Below are 18,021 nucleotides of genomic sequence, written 5' to 3' on the forward strand. Positions count from 1 at the left end.
CAAGGCGCCCCGCGTTCATAACGGGCGGCGTGATGCTGAACAAATATCCTCTGTGGAAATACATTCTGATCCTGGCGGTGCTGGCGATCGGTCTGATTTATTCCGCTCCCAATCTATACCCCGATGACCCGGCCATTCAGATCAGCGGCGCCAGCACGGCTCTGCAGGTCAATCAGGCCGATCTGGATCGCGTCAGCACCGCGCTGCGTGAATCCGGGATCAACGTCAAGGCAGCTTCGCTGGCCGCCAACGGCAAGGGCGGCCTGATCCGTCTGACCAAGGCTGAAGACCAGCTGCCGGCCAAAGACGTTGTGCGCAAGGCATTGGGTGATGACTACGTCGTCGCACTGAACCTGGCACAGACCACCCCGCAATGGCTGCGCAACCTCGGCGCGCACCCGATGAAGCTGGGTCTGGACTTGTCCGGTGGTGTGCACTTCCTGCTGGAAGTGGACATGGACAAAGCCCTCGACGCCCGCCTGAAAGTCTACGAAGGCGACGTCAAGAGCCTGCTGCGCAAAGAAAAACTGCGCTATCGCAGCCTGCCGCAACTGGGCGGCGCCATTCAGCTGGGCTTCAGCGATGCTGACTCCCGCGAACAGGCCCGTGCGCTGATCCGCAAGAACTTCAACGATTTCGACATTGTTCCGGCCGACCTCAACGGTCAACCGGTGCTGCGTCTGGCGATGACCCCGGCCAAGCTGGCGGAAATCCGTGAATACTCCATCAAGCAGAACTTGACCACGGTACGTAACCGCGTCAACGAGCTGGGTGTTGCCGAACCGATCGTTCAGCGTCAGGGCGCCAACCGCATCGTGGTTGAGCTGCCGGGCGTGCAGGACACTGCCGAAGCCAAGCGTATTCTCGGCAAGACCGCCAACCTCGAGTTCCGTCTGGCTGCAGAGCCGGGGGCTTCGAAAGCCACTTCCGAAACCTTCGAGTTCCGTGAAGGCAAGCGTCCACCTGCGCAGATCGAGCGTGGCCTGATCATTACTGGTGACCAGGTGACTGACGCCAAGGCTGGTTTCGGCGAGCACGGCACACCAGAAGTGAACATCCGTCTGGATGGGCACGGTGGCGAGCTGATGAGCCGCGCGACCCGTTCGAACGTCGGTCGCAGCATGGCGGTGATCTTCATCGAACAGCGTCCGGTGACCACTTACACCAAGCAGGTTGTCGACGGCGTCGAGAAAGACGTGCCGGTGCAGACCTTCAAGGAAGAGAAGAAGATCATCAGCCTGGCGACCATTCAGTCGCCGCTGGGTGCGCAGTTCCGTATCACCGGCCTGAACGGCCAGGGCGAATCGTCCGAACTGGCGCTGCTGCTGCGTGCCGGTGGTCTGGCCGCTCCGATGTACTTCGCTGAAGAGCGCACAATCGGCCCGAGCCTGGGTGCTGACAACATCACCAAAGGTATTGATGCGTCGCTGTGGGGCATGCTGTTCGTCTCGCTGTTCATCATCGCCATCTACCGCTTCTTCGGCCTGATCGCCACCGTTGCGCTGGCGGTGAACATGGTGCTGCTGCTGGCGCTGATGTCGCTGCTGGGGGCAACGCTGACCCTGCCGGGTATCGCCGGTATCGTCTTGACCATGGGTATGGCGGTCGACGCCAACGTGCTGATCTTCTCGCGGATCCGTGAAGAGATCGCCGCCGGCATGACCGTGCAGCGTGCAATCAACGAAGGCTTCGGCCGGGCATTCACTGCGATTCTCGACGCCAACCTGACCACTCTGCTGGTCGGCGGCATCCTCTTCGCCATGGGCACCGGCCCGGTGAAGGGTTTCGCAGTGACCATGTCCCTCGGGATCTTTACCTCGATGTTCACGGCCATCATGGTGACCCGCGCAATGGTCAACCTGATCTTTGGCGGACGTGACTTCAAGAAGTTGTGGATTTAAGGGGCTGCCATGTTACGTACAATCAACTTCATGGGCGTTCGCAACTTCGCGTTCGGCGTCACAGTGTTTCTCACGTTGCTGGCTATTTTCAGCGTCGTCCACAAGGGCATGAACTGGGGCCTGGACTTCACCGGCGGTACGCTCATCGAGCTGACCTACGAGCGTCCGGCTGATGTCACCAAAGTGCGTGAGCAGTTGGCGACTTCGGGTTACCACGAAGCCATCGTGCAGAACTTCGGTGCGACCACCGACCTGCTGGTGCGCATGCCGGGTGAAGACCCGCAGCTGGGCCATCAGGTAGCAGACGCGTTGCAGAAAGTCGGCGGCGACAACCCGGCGACGGTCAAGCGCGTCGAGTTCGTCGGCCCGCAGGTCGGTGAAGAGCTGCGCGACCAGGGCGGTCTCGGCATGCTGCTGGCGCTCGGCGGCATCCTGATCTACCTGGCTTTCCGCTTTCAGTGGAAATTCGCGGTCGGCGCCATCGTTTCGCTGATTCACGACGTGATCGTGACCATCGGTATCCTGTCGTTCTTCCAGATTACCTTCGACCTGACGGTGCTGGCGGCGGTACTGGCGATCATCGGCTACTCGCTGAACGACACCATTGTGGTATTCGACCGGGTTCGCGAGAACTTCCGTGTGCTGCGCAAGGCTTCGCTGATCGAGAACATCAACATCTCGACCACTCAGACCCTGCTGCGGACCATGGCAACGTCGATCTCCACCTTGCTGGCGATCGCTGCGCTGCTGTTCTTCGGTGGCGATAACCTGTTCGGCTTCTCCATCGCCCTGTTCATCGGTGTGCTGGCGGGTACCTACTCGTCGATCTACATCGCGAACGTGGTGCTGATCTGGCTGAACCTGAGCACCGAGGATCTGATTCCTCCGGCCAACACCGAGAAGGAAGTCGACGACCGTCCATAACGGCCATCGCTTCACCGGTTGTCAGCCCAGAAAAGGCGCGAGTTGAACTCGCGCCTTTTTTTATGCTCCAAGGCTGGGAGAAGCGCGGGCGCGTCCCGCATGTGATGGTCAGGAGGTTCATGTGAACAAGTCGTTGCTGGTTGGTGCGGTATTGGGTGCTGTCGGTGTGACTGCCGGGGGTGCTGTTGCCACCTACAGCCTGGTTAAAAGCGGCCCTGAGTATGCGCAAGTACTGGCCGTAGAACCGGTCAAAACACAGATCAAGACTCCACGTGAAGTGTGCAAGGATGTTGCTGTAACCCGCCAGGCACCGGTCAAGGATCAACACCAGATCCTCGGTACCGCGATTGGTGCGGTAGCGGGTGGTTTGCTGGGTAACCAGATCGGCGGCGGTACCGGCAAGAAGATTGCGACAGTTGCTGGCGCGGTCGGTGGTGGTTATGCCGGTAACAAGGTGCAGGAAGGCATGCAGAACCGTGACACCTACACCACCACCCAGACTCGCTGTAACACGGTGAATGACATCAGCGACAAGGTCGTCGGTTACGACGTGCGTTATTCGCTGGATGGCAAGGAAGGCAAAGTGCGGATGGATCGTGATCCGGGCAACCAGATTCCGGTCGACAAGGAAGGCAAGTTGATTCTGTCGCAGAATCAGCCGGGTCAGTAAGCGCTGACTGTTTAACAAGAAGCACCCTGCAGGGTGCTTTTTTGTGCTCGCAATTTTTGGCCGCGCTATGACCCCTTGTGGGAGCGAGCCTGCTCGCGAATGCATTCAGACAATCAGCGTTGATGTCGGTTGAAACACCGCATTCGCGAGCAGGCTCGCTCCCACATGAAGATTTTGGTGATCTGAAGATCAAGTTACAGGCATAAAAAAAGCACCCCGAAGGGTGCTTTTTGCGTTTCGCGGGAAGCTTAGCGCTTCAGCGAGGCCGGCAGGTGCGGCTGGATCGCCGTCAGCACTGCCTTGAAGCATTTGGTGTTGCCGGCAACGATATGGCCTTTTTCAAGGAAATCGTGGCCGCCGGTGAAGTCGCTCACCAAGCCGCCTGCTTCCTGGATCAACAGGGCGCCAGCCGCCATGTCCCACTCGGACAGGCCCGACTCCCAGAACGCGTCGAAACGACCGGCGGCCACATAGGCCAGGTCCAGGCTGGCGGAACCGGCGCGGCGGATGCCGGCAGTCTGGCCAACCAGGGCGCGGAACATGCCCAGGTAGTTGTCGAGGTTGTCCATCTGGTCGTCACGGAACGGGAAGCCGGTACCCAGCAGGGCGCCTTCGAGGCTGGTGCGACCGCTGACGCGCAGGCGGCGACCATTCAATTGCGCACCGCGACCACGGCTGGCGGTGAATTCTTCCTGGCGAACCGGATCCAGAACCACTGCGTGTTCCAGGCGGCCACGGTATTTGCAGGCAATGCTGACCGCAAAGTGAGGAATGCCGCGCAGGAAGTTGGTGGTGCCGTCCAGCGGATCGATGATCCACAGGTACTCTTCGCCTTCGATGCCGTTACCGACGTGCATGCCGGTCTCTTCACCCTGGATCGAGTGATTCGGGTAAGCCTTGCGCAGCGCATCGATGATTTTCTGTTCGGCGGCGCGATCGACCTCGGATACATAATCCTTGGCGTCTTTTTCGTCGACCTTGATGGTATCCAGGCGCTCGATGGAGCGGAAGATCAGTTCACTGGCGCTGCGGGCGGCGCGCAGCGCGATATTCAGCATGGGCTGCATGGATGTGTCACCTAAGGTTGTTAAAGAAAGCCGCGCATTCTATCAGAACTTTTCTTCAGGTGAAGGTCGCTGTTCGCTTTCATAGCTTAACGGTAGGCTGTTCTGTAAGATTTGCACCCCTTTCCTGTGTCCGAGAGCGCCTCCCTTGTTGCAGAACATTCGTGTCGTCCTGGTCAATACCAGCCACCCCGGCAATATCGGCGGGGCCGCACGCGCCATGAAAAACATGGGGCTGTCGCGGCTGGTGCTGGTCGAGCCGCGTCTGTTTCCGCACCACGAAGCCGATGCCCGTGCTTCCGGTGCCGGGGACATTCTTGAAAACGCACAAGTCGTCGCCACCTTGGAAGACGCTTTGGTCGGCTGCAATCTGGTGCTCGGCACCAGCGCCCGTGACCGGCGCATTCCCTGGCCGCTGCTCGATCCCCGCGAATGCGGGAGCAAAGTGGTCGAGGAGGCCGGGCAGGGCGCGGAGATCGCGCTGGTGTTCGGTCGTGAGGACTCCGGCCTGACCAATGAGGAGTTGCAGCGATGTCACTTTCACGTGCACATCCCCTCCGATCCTGAGTTCAGTTCGTTGAACCTCGGGGCGGCGGTGCAGGTGTTGAGCTATGAAGTGCGCATGGCCTGGCTGGCCGCTCAAGGGCAGCCGACCAAGATCGAGAAAGAAGAAGTGGCCTCGGTGAAAAGTGCCGAGCTCGCGACGATGGATGAGCTGGAGCGCTTTTATGAGCATCTGGAGCAGACGCTGGTCGCCATCGAGTTTCTTGATCCGGAAAAGCCACGGCACTTGATGGCGCGCCTGCGCCGGTTGTATGGACGCAGCTCGGTCAGCCGGGCGGAAATGAATATTTTGCGTGGCATCCTCACGGAAACCCAGAAAGCGGCCCGTGGTGAGCTTCTTAAGCGGAAGGACTGAATGATGTTTGAGCGTTTGCGTGAAGATATCCAGAGCGTATTCCATCGAGACCCGGCGGCGCGTAACGCTTTTGAAGTCCTGACCTGCTACCCCGGTATGCACGCGATCTGGATTCATCGGTTGGCCGGGATGCTGTGGCGCCACGAGCTGAAATGGCTGGCGCGGCTGGTGTCGAACTTCGGGCGCTGGTTGACCGGGATCGAGATTCATCCGGGGGCCAAGGTCGGTCGGCGCTTCTTTATTGATCACGGCATGGGCATCGTCATCGGTGAAACCGCCGAGATCGGCGATGACGTGACCATTTATCAGGGCGTCACCCTCGGCGGCACCAGTTGGAACAAGGGCAAGCGCCACCCGACGCTGGGTGATGGGGTTGTCGTGGGGGCTGGTGCCAAAGTACTCGGGCCATTCACGGTGGGGGCGGGTGCCAAAGTCGGCTCCAACGCAGTGGTCACCAAGGAAGTGCCGCCGGGCGCCACAGTGGTGGGGATTCCGGGTCGGATCATCGTCAAGTCTGATGAAGAACAGGACGCCAAGCGCAAAGCCATGGCCGAGAAGATCGGTTTCGATGCCTATGGCGTCAGCGAAGACATGCCTGACCCGGTGGCGCGTGCCATCGGTCAGTTGCTCGATCACCTGCAGGCGGTGGACGGGCGGCTGGAGGGGATGTGCGGCGCGCTGAAGGATCTGGGCAGTAATTACTGTGCGAAAGATCTGCCTGAGCTGCGCGAAGAAGACTTCGCCTGCGTCAAAGGCAAAGACGAATCCAAAGCGGGCTGACACGTCTATGCAGGAGCTGCCGAAGGCTGCGATCTTTTGATCTTGATTGGCAGCAAAAGCAAAAGATCGCAGCCTTCGGCAGCTCCTGCACAGGCATGCGGCAACCGGTGTGCCATTAAGCCGCAGACCCTGCTATCATGCGCGCGCTCTTTTGCGGGTAAACCCGACTAAAGCACTAGGTCTTATAGTTGACTTAAATGCTCGGGAATTGCATACTCCCGCCCATTCCGAACTCCGTGGTAATTGTCCATGCGACTGACTACAAAAGGCCGATACGCCGTGACCGCCATGCTTGACCTGGCGTTGCACGCGCAGCACGGGCCGGTGTCCCTGGCCGATATCTCCGAGCGCCAAGGCATCTCCCTGTCCTATCTCGAACAGCTTTTCGCCAAGCTGCGCCGCAGTAACCTGGTTTCCAGTGTTCGCGGTCCTGGCGGTGGTTATCAGCTGTCGCGCGACATGCAGGGTATCCAGGTGGCGCAGGTGATCGATGCGGTCAACGAATCGGTTGATGCTACCAAGTGCCAGGGCCAGGGCGATTGCCATTCCGGCGACACCTGCCTGACCCATCACCTGTGGTGCGACCTGAGCCTGCAGATTCACGAATTTCTAAGTGGTATCAGCTTGGCTGATCTTGTAACTCGCCGTGAGGTGCAAGAAGTAGCCCAGCGTCAGGACCAGCGCCGTTGCAACAGCAAGGCGCCACGCCTGGACAAGATTGAAGCGTCCGCCGTCGAATGACAGCCGAAGAGCTAGCGGAACGCCAGCCCTGATTTAGGAGATAGTCCATGAAATTGCCGATTTACCTTGATTACTCTGCGACCACCCCGGTCGATCCGCGCGTTGCGCAAAAGATGAGTGAATGCCTGCTGGTCGACGGAAACTTCGGTAACCCGGCGTCCCGTTCCCACGTGTTCGGCTGGAAAGCTGAAGAGTCCGTCGAAAACGCCCGTCGTCAGGTGGCCGATCTGGTCAACGCCGACCCGCGTGAAATCGTCTGGACCTCGGGCGCTACCGAGTCCGACAACCTGGCTATCAAGGGTGCGGCACATTTCTACGCTTCCAAAGGCAAGCACCTGATCACCTCCAAGATCGAGCACAAGGCTGTCCTCGACACCATGCGCCAACTGGAGCGTGAAGGTTTCGAAGTCACCTACCTCGAGCCGACCGAAGACGGTCTGATCACTCCGGCGATGATCGAAGCGGCACTGCGCGAGGACACCATTCTGGTGTCGGTGATGCATGTGAACAACGAAATCGGCACCATCAACGACATCGCTGCCATTGGCGAACTGCTTCGTTCGAAGGGCGTCCTGTTCCACGTCGACGCGGCTCAGTCCACCGGCAAGGTCGAGATCGACCTGCAGAAGCTGAAAGTCGACATGATGTCGTTCTCCGCCCACAAAACCTACGGCCCTAAAGGCATCGGCGCGCTGTACGTCAGCCGCAAGCCGCGTGTGCGCATCGAAGCGACCATGCACGGCGGTGGTCACGAACGTGGCATGCGTTCCGGCACCCTGGCGACCCACCAGATCGTCGGCATGGGCGAAGCGTTCCGTGTAGCCAAGGAAGACATGGCTGCCGAAAACGTGCGCATCAAAGCCCTGAGCGACCGCTTCTACAAGCAGGTCGAGCATCTGGAAGAGCTGTACGTCAACGGCAGCCTGACCGCCCGCGTTCCGCACAACCTGAACCTGAGCTTCAACTACGTTGAAGGCGAATCGCTGATCATGGCGCTCAAGGATCTGGCGGTATCGTCCGGTTCGGCCTGCACCTCGGCGTCCCTGGAGCCTTCGTACGTACTGCGCGCCCTGGGCCGCAACGACGAACTGGCACACAGCTCGATCCGTTTCACCTTCGGCCGTTTTACCACCGAAGAAGAAATCGACTACGCCGCGCAGAAGGTCTGCGAGGCTGTTACCAAGCTGCGCGCCCTGTCGCCGCTGTGGGACATGTACAAAGACGGTGTCGACATTTCGAAAATCGAGTGGGCGGCACACTGATTTCAAGTCGCCGCGAACCGACCCTGCGACCCAAGGTTGCAGGGTTTAAAGAGCGACTCTCTGATGAGTGAGGATTAAGCACCATGGCTTACAGTGAAAAGGTCATCGACCACTACGAAAACCCGCGCAACGTCGGCAAGATGAACGCGGAAGATCCGGATGTCGGCACCGGCATGGTTGGCGCTCCGGCGTGCGGCGACGTGATGCGTCTGCAGATCAAGGTCAACGATCAGGGCGTTATCGAAGACGCCAAGTTCAAGACCTACGGCTGCGGTTCGGCAATCGCTTCCAGCTCCCTGGCCACCGAGTGGATGAAGGGCAAGACGCTGGACGAAGCCGAGACCATCAAGAACACTCAGCTGGCCGAAGAACTGGCCCTGCCGCCAGTGAAAATCCACTGCTCGGTACTCGCTGAAGACGCTATCAAAGCGGCTGTTCGCGACTACAAGCAGAAGAAAGGCTTGATCTAAGCATTGCGCGACGAGTAAGGAGTCAACGATGGCTATCAGCATGACAGAAGCGGCTGCTCGACACGTGCGACGCTCCCTCGACGGGCGCGGCAAAGGTGAAGGGATTCGTCTGGGTGTTCGCACCACAGGCTGTTCCGGCCTTGCCTACGTGCTGGAGTTTGTCGACGAGGTGGTTGCCGAGGATCAGGTGTTCGAAAGTCACGGCGAGAAAGTGATCATCGACCCGAAAAGCCTGGCCTACCTGGACGGCACCGAGCTCGATTTCGTCAAGGAAGGGTTGAACGAAGGCTTCAAGTTCAACAACCCCAACGTACGCGGTGAATGTGGCTGCGGCGAAAGCTTCAACATCTGAGGCTTGTCGTGGGTATTCCTTGTCATTTCGCTTTATTCGAGCTGCAACCGAGCTTCCGCCTGGATCTCGAGCAGTTGGCCACGCGCTATCGTGAGTTGGCGCGCGGTGTTCATCCTGACCGCTTTGCCGACGCTTCCGAGCGCGAGCAGCGGTCGGCGCTCGAGCAGTCTGCGCGGCTCAACGATGCCTACCAGACGCTCAAGAGTCCTGCCCAGCGCGCACGCTACCTGCTGACCATCAGCGGGCATGAAGTGCCGATGGAAGTCACGGTGCATGATCCCGAGTTTCTCTTGCAGCAGATGCAGTGGCGCGAAGAGCTCGAAGACCTCCAGGACAGCGCCGACCTCGACGGTGTCGCGGTATTCAAGCGTCGCTTGAAAGTCGCTCAGGAACAGTTGAACGAAAGCTTCGCAGCCTGTTGGGATGATGCGGCGCAACGCGAGCAGGCCGAACGCCTGATGCGGCGCATGCAGTTCCTCGACAAGCTCACCTACGAAGTGCGCCAGTTAGAAGAGCGCCTCGACGATTAACCCAGTGCCGCTCCGGTCGCACGCCTGATATACAGATAAGTCCTGATCACGATGGCCCTACTGCAGATCGCCGAACCCGGCCAAAGTCCTCAACCACACCAGCGTCGTCTGGCTGTGGGGATCGACTTGGGCACTACCAATTCGCTGGTCGCTGCGTTGCGCAGTGGTCTTTCCGAACCACTGGCCGACGCTGACGGGCAGGTCATCCTGCCGTCCGCCGTGCGTTATCACGCCGACCGCGTCGAGGTTGGCGAGTCGGCCAAGCTGGCCGCGTCCTCCGATCCCTTGAACACTGTACTGTCGGTCAAGCGCCTGATGGGCCGTGGTCTGTCCGACGTCAAGCAATTGGGCGAGCAACTGCCGTACCGCTTTGTCGGTGGCGAATCGCACATGCCGTTCATCGACACCGTGCAAGGCCCGAAAAGCCCGGTCGAAGTCTCCGCCGACATCCTCAAGGTGCTGCGTCAGCGTGCTGAAGCGACCCTGGGTGGCGAACTGGTCGGTGCGGTGATTACTGTTCCGGCGTATTTCGATGATGCTCAGCGTCAGGCCACCAAGGATGCGGCGAAACTCGCCGGTCTGAACGTGCTGCGCTTGCTCAACGAGCCGACTGCTGCCGCGGTGGCGTATGGTCTGGATCAACACGCCGAAGGTCTGGTCGCAATCTATGACCTGGGCGGCGGCACCTTCGATATTTCGATTCTGCGTCTGACTGGCGGCGTATTCGAAGTGCTGGCCACCGGCGGCGACAGCGCGCTGGGCGGCGATGACTTCGATCACGCGATTGCTGGCTGGATCATCGAGAGCGCCGGCTTGTCCGCCGATCTCGACCCGGGTGCGCAACGCAATCTGCTGCAAACCGCCTGCGCGGCCAAAGAGGCCCTGACCGATGCGCCCAGCGTCGAAGTCGCCTACGGTAACTGGAAAGCGCAGCTGAGCCGCGAAGCCTTCGATGCGCTGATCGAGCCAATGGTCGCCCGCAGCCTGAAAGCCTGCCGTCGCGCCGTGCGTGATTCCGGTATTGAGCTGGAAGACGTGCATGCTGTGGTCATGGTCGGCGGATCGACCCGTGTGCCGCGCGTTCGCGAAGCGGTCGCCGAAGCCTTCGGTCGTCAGCCATTGACGGAAATCGACCCGGATCAAGTGGTGGCCATCGGGGCTGCGATCCAGGCGGATACGCTGGCTGGCAACAAGCGTGATGGCGGTGAACTGCTGCTGCTCGACGTGATTCCACTGTCCCTTGGGCTGGAAACCATGGGCGGGCTGATGGAAAAGGTGATTCCGCGCAACACCACCATCCCGGTTGCCCGCGCGCAGGATTTCACTACTTATAAAGACGGCCAGTCGGCCATGGCGATCCATGTGCTGCAGGGTGAGCGCGAGCTGATCAGCGACTGCCGCTCCCTGGCACGCTTCGAACTGCGCGGCATTCCGGCGATGGTAGCCGGCGCGGCGAAGATTCGCGTGACCTTCCAGGTCGATGCCGACGGTCTGCTTAGCGTGTCTGCCCGTGAACTGGGTTCGGGCGTTGAGGCGAGCATTCAGGTCAAGCCGTCCTACGGTCTGACCGACGGTGAAATCGCCAAGATGCTCAAGGACTCGTTCCAGCACGCCAACGACGACAAGGTCGCCCGCGTCCTGCGCGAGCAGCAAGTCGATGCCCAGCGTCTGATCGAGGCGGTGCAGGGCGCTCTGGAGGCCGATGGCGAGCGCTTGCTCGACGCCGAAGAGCGCATGGTCATCGAGTTGCAGATGCAGGAACTGGCCGAATTGATGAAAGGCACCGATGGTTACGCCATCGAGCAACAGACCAAGCGTCTGTCGCAAGTGACCGATGCTTTTGCTGCCCGCCGCATGGATCTGACGGTGAAAGCCGCTCTGTCGGGGCGCAATCTGAATGAAATCGAGGATATCTGATGCCGCAGGTCATTTTTCTGCCCCACGAGAAGTTCTGCCCTGAAGGGATGGTCGTCGAGGCTGAGCCTGGCACTTCGATTCTCGAGCTGGCCCATGAACACCATATCGAGATGGAAAGTGCCTGCGGCGGCGTCTGCGCCTGCACCACTTGCCACTGCATCATCCGCGAGGGTTTCGACTCGCTGGAAGAGGCCGACGAACTGGAAGAAGACTTCCTCGATCGCGCCTGGGGTCTGGAAGCGCAATCGCGCCTGGCCTGTCAGGCTATCGTTGGTGAAGAAGACCTCACCGTCGAGATCCCGAAATATTCGCTTAATCATGCGGCCGAAGCGCCGCACTGACTGGTAAGACTGTCATGAGCTACGGTTGGAATGATGTTCAACGTATTGCAGAAGAATTGGCCGAAGCCAAGCCGGGCGTAGACCCGTTTTCTGTCAATTTCGTCGATCTGCAGCAATGGATCAAAGAGCTGCCGGATTTTGACAACACCTCTGGCCGGGTCGGCGAGAAAGTGTTGGAAGCGGTTCAGACGCTCTGGGCTGAAGAATTGGACTGATCGTCCTCGCAGGTTAGGCAATACCCAAGAACCCGCGTATAATTCGCGGGTTTAATTTTTCGCAAATTACTGTTTCTGGAGTTACACCATGGCTGTTCAACGTACTTTCTCCATCATCAAGCCTGACGCCGTTGCTAAAGGCGCTGCCGGCGAAATCGTTACCCGTTTCGAAAAGGCTGGTCTGAAAGTGGTTGCTTCGAAAATGAAGCAGCTGTCCAAAGCCGAAGCTGAAGGCTTCTACGCTGAGCACAAAGAGCGCGGTTTCTTCGGTGACCTGGTTGCTTTCATGATCTCCGGTCCAGTGGTTGTCCAGGTTCTGGAAGGCGAAAACGCTATCGCTCGCAACCGTGAGCTGATGGGCGCTACCAACCCTAAAGAAGCTGCTGCCGGCACCATCCGTGCTGACTTCGCCGAGTCGATCGACGCCAACGCCGTTCACGGTTCGGACTCCGAAGCCGCTGCTGCTCGCGAAATCTCGTACTTCTTCGCAGCTACTGAAGTAACCACTCGCTAAGCATTGCTTAAAGAGTGAAGGTGAATCCATGACGACATCGACTGTTAAAACAAACCTGCTGGGTCTGACCCAGCCGGAAATGGAAAAATTCTTCGACTCAATCGGGGAGAAGCGTTTCCGTGCCGGTCAGGTAATGAAATGGATTCACCACTTTGGCGTCGATGATTTCGACGCCATGACGAACGTCAGCAAGGCCTTGCGCGAAAAGCTCAAGGCTGTTGCTGAGGTCCGTGGTCCCGAAGTGGTCAGCGAGGACATTTCCAGCGACGGCACCCGCAAGTGGGTGGTGCGCGTGGCGTCCGGCAGCTGTGTCGAGACCGTGTACATTCCCCAGGGCAAACGCGGCACTCTGTGCGTTTCGTCCCAGGCAGGCTGTGCCCTGGACTGCAGTTTCTGCTCCACCGGCAAGCAAGGCTTCAACAGCAACCTCACCGCCGCCGAAGTCATCGGTCAGGTGTGGATTGCCAACAAATCCTTCGGCAGTGTTCCGGCTACCATCGACCGCGCCATCACCAACGTGGTGATGATGGGCATGGGCGAACCGCTGCTGAACTTCGACAACGTCGTGGCCGCCATGCATCTGATGATGGATGACCTGGGCTACGGGATCTCCAAGCGCCGCGTGACCCTGTCCACTTCGGGTGTGGTGCCGATGATCGATGAGCTGGCCAAGCACATCGACGTCTCCCTGGCGTTGTCCCTGCACGCACCGAATGACGCATTGCGTAACCAATTGGTGCCGATCAACAAGAAATATCCGCTTAAGATGCTGCTCGAGTCGTGCCAGCGCTACATGTCCGCCCTGGGCGAGAAACGTGTGCTGACCATCGAGTACACCTTGCTCAAGGACGTCAACGACAAGCTTGAGCACGCGGTGGAAATGATCGAGTTGCTCAAAGACATTCCGTGCAAGATCAACCTGATTCCGTTCAACCCGTTCCCGCATTCCGGTTATGAGCGGCCGAGCAATAATGCCATTCGTCGGTTCCAGGATCAGTTGCATCAGGCCGGCTTTAACGTCACTGTCCGCACCACCCGTGGTGAAGACATCGACGCCGCATGTGGTCAATTGGTAGGGCAGGTGCTGGATCGCACCCGTCGCAGCGAACGTTACATCGCCGTGCGCGAGTTGAGCGCCGACAGCGATATGGCACAGAACGCCGCGAACACTAACTAAGAGAGGATCTCTATGTCCCTGCGCTTTGCGCTGCTGTTGCTGATGGCCAGCCTGTGTGCTGGTTGTGTCCTGTCGGGTGACTACAACCCGATGAAGACCAGCAAGGGCCGCGACGAAGCGCGTGCCGCCTACGTGCAGCTGGGACTGGGATACTTGCAGCAAGGGATGACCGAGCGCGCCAAGGTGCCGCTGAAGAAGGCGCTGGAGCTGGACGGCTCCGATCCTGATGCCAATGCTGCCCTCGGGCTGGTGTTTCAGGCCGAAATGGAGCCGAAACTGGCCGATGAGCATTTCCGCAAAGCCCTGTCCTCGCGTCCCGCCGATGCACGAATCCTCAATAACTACGGCAGTTTTCTCTACGAAGAACAGCGTTACAAGGAAGCCTACGAGCGTTTTGAGCAGGCAGCCGCCGATACCCTGTATCCTGAGCGTTCGCGGGTGTTCGAGAACCTCGGCATGACCGCCTCGAAGCTCGGGCAGCGGGATCTGGCGCAGCAGCAACTGGAAAAAGCCCTGCGGCTGAACCGTCAACAACCGCGTGCTTTGCTGGAAATGGCTGAGTTGTCCTTCGAAGACAGGCATTATGTGCCCGCGCGTGACTATTACGACCGTTTCAGCCTGCTAACCGAGCAAAATGCACGTAGTCTATTGCTCGGCGTTCGGCTGGCAAAAGTGTTTGAAGATCGCGACAAGGCCGCCAGTTACGGCCTGCAATTAAAACGACTCTATCCCGGTACGCCGGAATATCAGCAATACCTGTCGGAGCAATGATGAAAGCGGCGCATCCCGAAGTTGTAGCAGCGACTCGCGTTAATCCCGGTGAGACCTTGCGCCAGGCACGCGAAAGCAATGGCTGGTCGCTGGCCGAAGTGGCCCTCAAGCTCAACCTCACCGTGACTTCCCTGAGCAATCTTGAGGCTGGCGCTTTCGACAAGCTGCCGGGGCATACTTTCGCTCGTGGCTACATTCGCGCTTATGCCAAATTGCTCGGCATGGACCAGACCGTTCTGGTCCAGCAGTTCGACCAGTCCACCGGCACCGACTCACAGGGCAGCAATGTGCATGCACTGGGTCGTATTGAAGAGCCGGTGCGGGTATCCCACACCATTTTGCGGATCGTCAGCCTGCTGTTGCTGATTGCGGTCATCGGCGGCGGTTTCGTCTGGTGGCAGGATCAGACCTCGCTGCGCACCAAAGACTTGACCAGCCTCGCCCCGGAGCACGTTGAAGTCGAAGGCGCCGACGGCACCACGCAGATTCACCCGATCGACGAGCCGGAAGACCAGGCCGTGGCCGAAGGTCAGGCTGAGGGCGCGACTGCTCTGGCGCTGCCACAGTCGGAAACCACCGCTGAGTCGACCGGTGCCGAGCCTGCCGCTCCGGCCGCGGCTCCAGCGGCACCGGCCGTAACGCCAGCCGCCCCGGCTCATGTCCCGGCCCCGGTGGTCGCCACTCCGGCTACACCTGCACCGAACGTTCCGGCTGTTCCGGCGCCGGCCGTGACTGCGCCAGTGGTTGCGGCCACTCCAGCGCCAACCGCAGAAGCGGCTGCTCCGGCGGCCGGCGATGGCCAGGTACAATTGCAGTTCACCGCCGATTGCTGGGCACAGGTCACCGACGGTCGCGGCAAGGTATTGTTCAGCGGTCTGAAACACAAAGGCGACAGCGTCTCGGTTTCCGGCAAGCCGCCACTGGCGGTACGCCTGGGTGTGGCTCGTGCCGCACAGGTCAGCTACAACGGCCAACCGGTCGATATCGCTCCGTTCACCAGTGGCGAGACTGCTCGCCTGAAGTTGGGTCAATAAGTCATGCACGGCGAATCTCCAATCAAACGTCGCGTTTCGCGCAAGATCTGGGTCGGTAACGTGCCTGTTGGCGGCGATGCGCCCATCGCTGTGCAGAGCATGACCAACAGCGACACCAATGATGTGGCGGCCACCGTTGCCCAGATCAATCGTCTGGAAGCGGCCGGCGTCGACATCGTCCGCGTTTCGGTGCCGGACATGGACGCCGCCGAGGCGTTTGGCAAGATCAAGCAACTGGTCAAGGTGCCGCTGGTTGCCGACATCCACTTCGACTACAAGATCGCGCTGCGCGTCGCCGAACTGGGTGTGGACTGCTTGCGCATCAACCCGGGCAACATCGGTCGTGAAGACCGGGTGCGCGCGGTGGTCGATGCCGCCCGTGACCGCGGGATTCCGATCCGTATCGGCGTCAACGCCGGCTCCCTGGAAAAAGACCTGCAGAAGAAATACGGCGAACCGACTCCGGCTGCACTGGTCGAGTCCGCGCTGCGTCACGTCGAGCACCTCGAACGCCTGAATTTCCAGGACTTCAAGGTCAGTGTGAAAGCCTCCGATGTGTTCATGGCCGTTGAAGCCTACCGTCTGCTGGCCAAGGAAATCGTCCAGCCGCTGCACCTGGGCATCACTGAAGCCGGTGGTTTGCGTTCGGGCACAGTGAAATCCGCCGTGGGCCTAGGTATGCTGCTCGCCGAGGGGATTGGCGATACTATCCGCATCTCGCTGGCGGCCGATCCGGTCGAGGAAGTGAAGGTCGGTTACGACATTCTCAAGTCTTTGCATCTGCGTTCCCGTGGCATCAACTTCATCGCCTGCCCGAGTTGCTCGCGGCAGAACTTCGATGTGGTCAAGACCATGAACGAGCTGGAAGGGCGCCTTGAAGACCTGCTGGTGCCGCTGGATGTCGCGGTGATCGGTTGCGTGGTCAACGGCCCCGGCGAAGCCAAGGAAGCCCATATCGGCTTGACCGGCGGTACGCCAAACCTGATTTACATCGACGGCAAGCCGTCGCAGAAACTGACGAATGACAATCTGGTGGACGAGCTGGAAAAGCTGATCCGCGAGAAAGCGGCCGAGAAGGTCGAAGCTGACGCAGCGGTCATCGCGCGCGGCTGAGCCTGACTGAAAGCCGAACGAATTTAAGGATTTAAAGTGAGCAAGTCTCTGCAAGCCATTCGTGGCATGAACGACATCCTGCCCGAACAGACCCCGCTGTGGCGTTATTTCGAGGGTACAGTCGCGCGTTTGCTGGATAACTACGGTTACAAGCAGATCCGCATGCCGATTGTCGAATTCACCGAGCTGTTCAAGCGCTCGATCGGTGAAGTGACCGACATCGTCGAAAAAGAGATGTACACCTTCGAAGATCGCAACGGCGACTCCCTGACCCTGCGTCCGGAAGGCACTGCAGCGTGTGTGCGTGCGGTGCTCGAGCACGGCATCACCGGTGGTGGCCAGGTGCAGAAGCTTTGGTACATCGGCCCGATGTTCCGTCACGAGCGTCCGCAGAAAGGCCGTTATCGCCAGTTCCACCAGATCGGTCTGGAGGTGTTCAACCTCGACGGTCCGGACATCGATGCCGAGCTGATCATCATGACCTGGCGCCTGTGGGGCGAACTGGGTATCCGTGATGCGGTCAAGCTCGAACTCAACAGTCTGGGCACCAGCGAGTCCCGTGGTCGCTATCGTGAAGCGCTGGTCGAGTACCTCTCGGCGCACCACGACAAGCTCGACGAGGACAGCCAGCGTCGCCTGAAAACCAACCCGCTGCGCGTGCTCGACACCAAAAATACCGACACTCAGGCGGTATTGGTCGATGCGCCGAAAATGGCCGACTACCTGGACGACGAGTCCCGTGCGCACTTCGAAGGTCTGAAGGCGCGTCTGGACGCGGTTGGCATCCCGTACGTGCTCAACCCGAAACTGGTACGCGGCCTCGATTACTACAGCAAAACCGTATTCGAATGGGTCACCGACAAGCTCGGCGCCCAGGGCACTGTCTGCGCGGGCGGTCGTTACGACGGTCTGGTCGAGCAGATGGGCGGCAAGCCGACCGCTGGCGTCGGTTTCGCCATGGGCATCGAGCGTCTGGTGTTGATGCTCGAAACCCTGGAGCAGATCCCGGAAGAAATCTCCCGTCAGGTCGACGTCTACCTCTGCGCCTTTGGCGAGCAGGCCGAACTGGCCGGTCTGGCCCTGGCCGAGCGTGTACGTGACCAGCTTCCAAACCTGCGTCTGCAAGTCAATGCCGGCGCCGGCAGCTTCAAAAGCCAGTTCAAGAAAGCCGACAAGAGCGGTGCGCTTTATGCACTGATCCTGGGTGACGACGAAATGGCCCAGCAAGTGGTAGGTTTCAAACCCCTGCGTGGCCAGGGCGAACAACAAAGCATTGCCTGGGATGCGCTTGCCGCTCACCTGGCCACCTGCGTCGTGCAGGGTTGA

Annotated in this window: 20 protein-coding genes; 19 read left to right on the forward strand and 1 reads right to left on the reverse strand. The window is 59.7% G+C overall.

All coding sequences use genetic code 11. The annotated features are described in order from the left end of the window. Positions 1-32 precede the first annotated feature (32 nt). The 3 genes from secD to B1722_RS05275 all read left to right on the forward strand — a co-directional run bounded on the left by secD (position 33) and on the right by B1722_RS05275 (position 3,495). Positions 33-1,901 (forward strand): protein translocase subunit SecD, encoded by a 1,869-nt coding sequence (gene secD / locus B1722_RS05265; protein ID WP_041071804.1) that lies wholly within the window; start codon positions 33-35, stop codon positions 1,899-1,901. Between the two features lie 9 nt (positions 1,902-1,910). Continuing rightward, the gene (gene secF / locus B1722_RS05270; protein WP_086791704.1) at positions 1,911-2,825 is read left to right on the forward strand and encodes a protein translocase subunit SecF; all 915 of its coding nucleotides are present in this window, start codon (positions 1,911-1,913) and stop codon (positions 2,823-2,825) included. 121 nt (positions 2,826-2,946) lie between these two features. Continuing rightward, entirely contained in the window at positions 2,947-3,495 is a 549-nt protein-coding gene (locus B1722_RS05275; RefSeq protein ID WP_041071808.1) for a glycine zipper 2TM domain-containing protein, read from the forward strand. A gap of 248 nt (positions 3,496-3,743) precedes the next feature. Here B1722_RS05275 and suhB read toward each other — a convergent pair whose 3' ends face one another. Next, on the reverse strand, positions 3,744-4,562 hold the full coding sequence (gene suhB / locus B1722_RS05280) for an inositol-phosphate phosphatase (RefSeq protein ID WP_007964419.1): 819 nt from the start codon (positions 4,560-4,562) through the stop codon (positions 3,744-3,746). 145 nt (positions 4,563-4,707) lie between these two features. On the opposite strand from suhB, the gene trmJ reads away from it, so the two are divergent. From trmJ to hisS, 16 genes are all read left to right on the forward strand, one after another. Beyond that, positions 4,708-5,478, forward strand: coding sequence for a tRNA (cytosine(32)/uridine(32)-2'-O)-methyltransferase TrmJ (trmJ, locus tag B1722_RS05285; RefSeq protein WP_041071810.1), 771 nt, complete (start codon positions 4,708-4,710; stop codon positions 5,476-5,478). 3 nt (positions 5,479-5,481) lie between these two features. Next, positions 5,482-6,258 (forward strand): serine O-acetyltransferase, encoded by a 777-nt coding sequence (cysE, locus tag B1722_RS05290; protein WP_041071871.1) that lies wholly within the window; start codon positions 5,482-5,484, stop codon positions 6,256-6,258. Positions 6,259-6,507: 249 nt separating this feature from the next. Continuing rightward, positions 6,508-6,999 (forward strand): Fe-S cluster assembly transcriptional regulator IscR, encoded by a 492-nt coding sequence (gene iscR, locus B1722_RS05295; protein ID WP_003227911.1) that lies wholly within the window; start codon positions 6,508-6,510, stop codon positions 6,997-6,999. Positions 7,000-7,046: 47 nt separating this feature from the next. Beyond that, positions 7,047-8,261, forward strand: coding sequence for an IscS subfamily cysteine desulfurase (locus B1722_RS05300; RefSeq protein WP_041071812.1), 1,215 nt, complete (start codon positions 7,047-7,049; stop codon positions 8,259-8,261). An 83-nt stretch (positions 8,262-8,344) separates the two neighbouring features. Beyond that, on the forward strand, positions 8,345-8,731 hold the full coding sequence (gene iscU / locus B1722_RS05305; protein WP_003227907.1) for a Fe-S cluster assembly scaffold IscU: 387 nt from the start codon (positions 8,345-8,347) through the stop codon (positions 8,729-8,731). Positions 8,732-8,759: 28 nt separating this feature from the next. Next, on the forward strand, positions 8,760-9,083 hold the full coding sequence (gene iscA / locus B1722_RS05310; RefSeq protein ID WP_003227904.1) for an iron-sulfur cluster assembly protein IscA: 324 nt from the start codon (positions 8,760-8,762) through the stop codon (positions 9,081-9,083). A gap of 8 nt (positions 9,084-9,091) precedes the next feature. Continuing rightward, entirely contained in the window at positions 9,092-9,613 is a 522-nt protein-coding gene (gene hscB / locus B1722_RS05315; protein ID WP_003227901.1) for a co-chaperone HscB, read from the forward strand. 51 nt (positions 9,614-9,664) lie between these two features. Continuing rightward, the gene (gene hscA, locus B1722_RS05320) at positions 9,665-11,530 is read left to right on the forward strand and encodes a Fe-S protein assembly chaperone HscA (RefSeq protein WP_086791706.1); all 1,866 of its coding nucleotides are present in this window, start codon (positions 9,665-9,667) and stop codon (positions 11,528-11,530) included. Continuing rightward, positions 11,530-11,871, forward strand: a complete 342-nt coding sequence (fdx, locus tag B1722_RS05325; protein ID WP_041071821.1) for an ISC system 2Fe-2S type ferredoxin — start codon at positions 11,530-11,532, stop codon at positions 11,869-11,871. The genes hscA and fdx overlap by 1 nt, the downstream gene beginning before the upstream one ends. Before the next feature lie 14 nt (positions 11,872-11,885). Further along, complete coding sequence (gene iscX / locus B1722_RS05330) at positions 11,886-12,086, forward strand: Fe-S cluster assembly protein IscX (protein WP_008084655.1); 201 nt, start codon at positions 11,886-11,888, stop codon at positions 12,084-12,086. Between the two features lie 88 nt (positions 12,087-12,174). Beyond that, entirely contained in the window at positions 12,175-12,600 is a 426-nt protein-coding gene (gene ndk, locus B1722_RS05335; protein ID WP_003227894.1) for a nucleoside-diphosphate kinase, read from the forward strand. A gap of 28 nt (positions 12,601-12,628) precedes the next feature. Beyond that, entirely contained in the window at positions 12,629-13,777 is a 1,149-nt protein-coding gene (rlmN, locus tag B1722_RS05340; RefSeq protein ID WP_086791708.1) for a 23S rRNA (adenine(2503)-C(2))-methyltransferase RlmN, read from the forward strand. Positions 13,778-13,789: 12 nt separating this feature from the next. Then, on the forward strand, positions 13,790-14,548 hold the full coding sequence (gene pilW / locus B1722_RS05345; protein WP_086791709.1) for a type IV pilus biogenesis/stability protein PilW: 759 nt from the start codon (positions 13,790-13,792) through the stop codon (positions 14,546-14,548). Continuing rightward, complete coding sequence (locus tag B1722_RS05350) at positions 14,548-15,582, forward strand: RodZ family helix-turn-helix domain-containing protein (RefSeq protein ID WP_086791711.1); 1,035 nt, start codon at positions 14,548-14,550, stop codon at positions 15,580-15,582. The genes pilW and B1722_RS05350 overlap by 1 nt, the downstream gene beginning before the upstream one ends. 3 nt (positions 15,583-15,585) lie before the next feature. Then, the gene (gene ispG / locus B1722_RS05355) at positions 15,586-16,695 is read left to right on the forward strand and encodes a flavodoxin-dependent (E)-4-hydroxy-3-methylbut-2-enyl-diphosphate synthase (protein ID WP_025109215.1); all 1,110 of its coding nucleotides are present in this window, start codon (positions 15,586-15,588) and stop codon (positions 16,693-16,695) included. Between the two features lie 36 nt (positions 16,696-16,731). Further along, on the forward strand, positions 16,732-18,021 hold the full coding sequence (hisS, locus tag B1722_RS05360; protein ID WP_086791713.1) for a histidine--tRNA ligase: 1,290 nt from the start codon (positions 16,732-16,734) through the stop codon (positions 18,019-18,021).

The sequence above is a fragment of the Pseudomonas sp. SCPG-7 genome, assembly GCF_002156405.1.
Lineage (GTDB): Bacteria > Pseudomonadota > Gammaproteobacteria > Pseudomonadales > Pseudomonadaceae > Aquipseudomonas > Aquipseudomonas parakoreensis.

What these genes read in the sequence shown, in the direction of transcription:
- secD (WP_041071804.1), top strand. Translation starts at nt 33, where the DNA reads ATGCTGAACAAATATCCTCTGTGGAAATACATTCTGATCCTGGCGGTG.
- secF (WP_086791704.1), top strand. Translation starts at nt 1,911, where the DNA reads ATGTTACGTACAATCAACTTCATGGGCGTTCGCAACTTCGCGTTCGGC.
- suhB (WP_007964419.1), bottom strand. Translation starts at nt 4,562, where the DNA reads ATGCAGCCCATGCTGAATATCGCGCTGCGCGCCGCCCGCAGCGCCAGT.
- cysE (WP_041071871.1), top strand. Translation starts at nt 5,482, where the DNA reads ATGTTTGAGCGTTTGCGTGAAGATATCCAGAGCGTATTCCATCGAGAC.
- iscR (WP_003227911.1), top strand. Translation starts at nt 6,508, where the DNA reads ATGCGACTGACTACAAAAGGCCGATACGCCGTGACCGCCATGCTTGAC.
- B1722_RS05300 (WP_041071812.1), top strand. Translation starts at nt 7,047, where the DNA reads ATGAAATTGCCGATTTACCTTGATTACTCTGCGACCACCCCGGTCGAT.
- iscU (WP_003227907.1), top strand. Translation starts at nt 8,345, where the DNA reads ATGGCTTACAGTGAAAAGGTCATCGACCACTACGAAAACCCGCGCAAC.
- iscA (WP_003227904.1), top strand. Translation starts at nt 8,760, where the DNA reads ATGGCTATCAGCATGACAGAAGCGGCTGCTCGACACGTGCGACGCTCC.
- hscA (WP_086791706.1), top strand. Translation starts at nt 9,665, where the DNA reads ATGGCCCTACTGCAGATCGCCGAACCCGGCCAAAGTCCTCAACCACAC.
- fdx (WP_041071821.1), top strand. Translation starts at nt 11,530, where the DNA reads ATGCCGCAGGTCATTTTTCTGCCCCACGAGAAGTTCTGCCCTGAAGGG.
- iscX (WP_008084655.1), top strand. Translation starts at nt 11,886, where the DNA reads ATGAGCTACGGTTGGAATGATGTTCAACGTATTGCAGAAGAATTGGCC.
- ndk (WP_003227894.1), top strand. Translation starts at nt 12,175, where the DNA reads ATGGCTGTTCAACGTACTTTCTCCATCATCAAGCCTGACGCCGTTGCT.
- rlmN (WP_086791708.1), top strand. Translation starts at nt 12,629, where the DNA reads ATGACGACATCGACTGTTAAAACAAACCTGCTGGGTCTGACCCAGCCG.
- pilW (WP_086791709.1), top strand. Translation starts at nt 13,790, where the DNA reads ATGTCCCTGCGCTTTGCGCTGCTGTTGCTGATGGCCAGCCTGTGTGCT.
- B1722_RS05350 (WP_086791711.1), top strand. Translation starts at nt 14,548, where the DNA reads ATGAAAGCGGCGCATCCCGAAGTTGTAGCAGCGACTCGCGTTAATCCC.
- ispG (WP_025109215.1), top strand. Translation starts at nt 15,586, where the DNA reads ATGCACGGCGAATCTCCAATCAAACGTCGCGTTTCGCGCAAGATCTGG.